The sequence below is a fragment of the Moorena sp. SIO4E2 genome (assembly GCF_010671945.1).
GTDB lineage: Bacteria > Cyanobacteriota > Cyanobacteriia > Cyanobacteriales > Coleofasciculaceae > Moorena > Moorena producens.
Genome location: NZ_JAAHIE010000054.1, coordinates 22,508 through 24,526 on the forward strand (window position 1 = coordinate 22,508; position 2,019 = coordinate 24,526).

Here is a 2,019-nt window from a genome sequence, read left to right on the forward strand (position 1 = left end):
ACCGCTGACCGCTGAATGCTGACCGCTGACCGCTGACCGCTGAATGCTGACCGCTGACCGCTGACCGCTGAATGCTGACCGCTGACCGCTGACCGCTGAATGCTGACCGCTGACCGCTGACCGCTGACCGCTGAATGCTGACCGCTGACCGCTGAATGCTGACCGCTGACCGCTGACCGCTGAATGCTGACCGCTGACCGCTGACCGCTGAATGCTGACCGCTGACCGCTGACCGCTGACCGCTGACCGCTGACTGCTGAATGCTCACGCCAGCATACTGATAGTATTGATTGAATTGCTACGGAGAGGGAGGGATTCGAACCCTCGTTAAAGTTGCCCCTAAACAGCATTTCCAGTGCTGCGCCTTCAACCACTCGGCCACCTCTCCAGGTAAAGTATTCAGTTAGAGCTTTGAATCTTTTTCAACTCATCGCCCGATTTCTGATTATACAGAAAATTATATAGGAAGTCAATGACTCAATCGTACACCATTCAGATTCATAATCGCCAAACTGGTGCTAAGCACAAGGTAAACGTGCCAACTGACCGCTATATCTTGCATTCCGCAGAAAACCAGGGTGTGGAGCTACCCTTTGCCTGCCGCAATGGAGCTTGTACCACTTGCGCAGTGCGAGTGTTGGCTGGAAAAGTCTACCAACCGGAAGCCATGGGACTATCTCCACAATTGCGGGAACAAGGCTATGCTCTATTGTGTGTGAGTTATCCCCGGTCAGACCTAGAGGTAGAGACTCAGGATGAAGATGAAGTGTATGAACTTCAGTTCGGTCGATATTTTGCTAAAGGTAAGGTTCGGTTTGGGCTGCCACTGGATGAGGATTAGGAAACTAGCCAAGCAGAGGTACAGTAGAGCGGGGAGCCTCCTTAGTTGCTTTCTGCTCTTGCTCGGGGGATGCCAATTGACAAATGTCCCCAACCAGATTGAAGCTCAAGTGCAAAAGGTGATCAGTGGACACACGGTGGATGTGTTGATCACCAATCAAGATCCACCATTAATGGCAAGAATCCGGATGATTGGTATTCAGGCACCAAGCTGGAAACAAAAGCCTTGGGGAGATCAGGCAAAAACCTGCTTAAAGAAGATCCTCAGTGAAACTAGTGATCAACAATCGGTTATTTTGGAGCTGGATGTCGAGGAAAAAGACCGCTATAGCCGCTGGTTAGCCTATGTATGGCTAGATGGTGTGTTGGTCAATGAGCAGTTGGTAGCTCAGGGCTGTGCCTTAGCTTCACCCCTAGTTCCTAATAACAAATATGATGATAAAATAGCCCATGCTCAAGAATATGCCAGAATTATGGGCTATGGGATTTGGAACCCAGATCAGCCTTTGCGCTTGACACCAGCAGAATTTCGCCGTCAAAATCCTTAGTGGTTATTAGTTATTAGTCATCAGCAATCAGCTATCAGCCATCAGCTATCAGTTATCAGCTATCAGCAATTAGCTATCAGCTATCAGTTATCAGCTATCAGTTATCAGCCTATGGGCTACTTGCAATCAGTACTTTTGAATAAAATAAGCTGACCGCTGACCGCTGACTGCTGATGGCCATGCTAGTTAAGGTACTTTTGAATAAAATAAGCTGACAGCTGACCGCTGACTGCTTACGGCTGATGGCCAAGCTAGTTGAGTTACTTTTGAATAAAATAAGCTGACAGCTGACCGCTGACTGCTTACGGCTGATGGCCAAGCTAGTTGAGTTACTTTTGAATAAAATAAGCTGAGCGCTGACCGCTGACTGCTGACTGCTTACCGAATTAATTCATAAACTACAGGTTATCTGCTCAATGACAGAACATACCTCCGAACAACTACAAACTTTCCTTGATATTGCCGCTAAAGCTGCCACTGCTGCTGGTGATGTTTTGAAAACTTACTGGGGCAATCTCAAAACTGTAGAAGAGAAAGGTCGTCCTGGAGATTTAGTCACTGCAGCTGATAAAGAAGCAGAAGCAGTAGTCTTAGATATACTCAAAAACGATGTGCCAGACCATTCGATTCT

The 2,019-nt window shown here is 47.6% G+C and carries 4 protein-coding genes and 1 tRNA gene; 3 read left to right on the forward strand and 2 right to left on the reverse strand.

Translation table 11 applies throughout. The features are described from left to right. Positions 1 to 350 (reverse strand): hypothetical protein (locus F6K37_RS09035; protein WP_353837916.1); only part of this gene is annotated, 350 nt, incomplete at its 3' end. Then, positions 302 to 388: transfer RNA gene (locus F6K37_RS09040), tRNA-Ser, on the reverse strand. The genes F6K37_RS09040 and F6K37_RS09035, both read right to left, overlap by 49 nt. 84 nt (positions 389 to 472) lie before the next feature. Between F6K37_RS09040 and F6K37_RS09045 the strand changes: the two genes are divergently transcribed. From F6K37_RS09045 to F6K37_RS09055, 3 genes are all read left to right on the forward strand, one after another. Next, positions 473 to 841, forward strand: a complete 369-nt coding sequence (locus tag F6K37_RS09045; RefSeq protein ID WP_008178059.1) for a 2Fe-2S iron-sulfur cluster-binding protein — start codon at positions 473 to 475, stop codon at positions 839 to 841. 76 nt (positions 842 to 917) lie between these two features. Then, positions 918 to 1,388, forward strand: coding sequence for a thermonuclease family protein (locus F6K37_RS09050; RefSeq protein WP_229414242.1), 471 nt, complete (start codon positions 918 to 920; stop codon positions 1,386 to 1,388). 416 nt (positions 1,389 to 1,804) lie between these two features. Then, on the forward strand, positions 1,805 to 2,019 hold a 215-nt coding region (locus tag F6K37_RS09055; protein ID WP_287249640.1), incomplete at its 3' end, for an inositol monophosphatase family protein.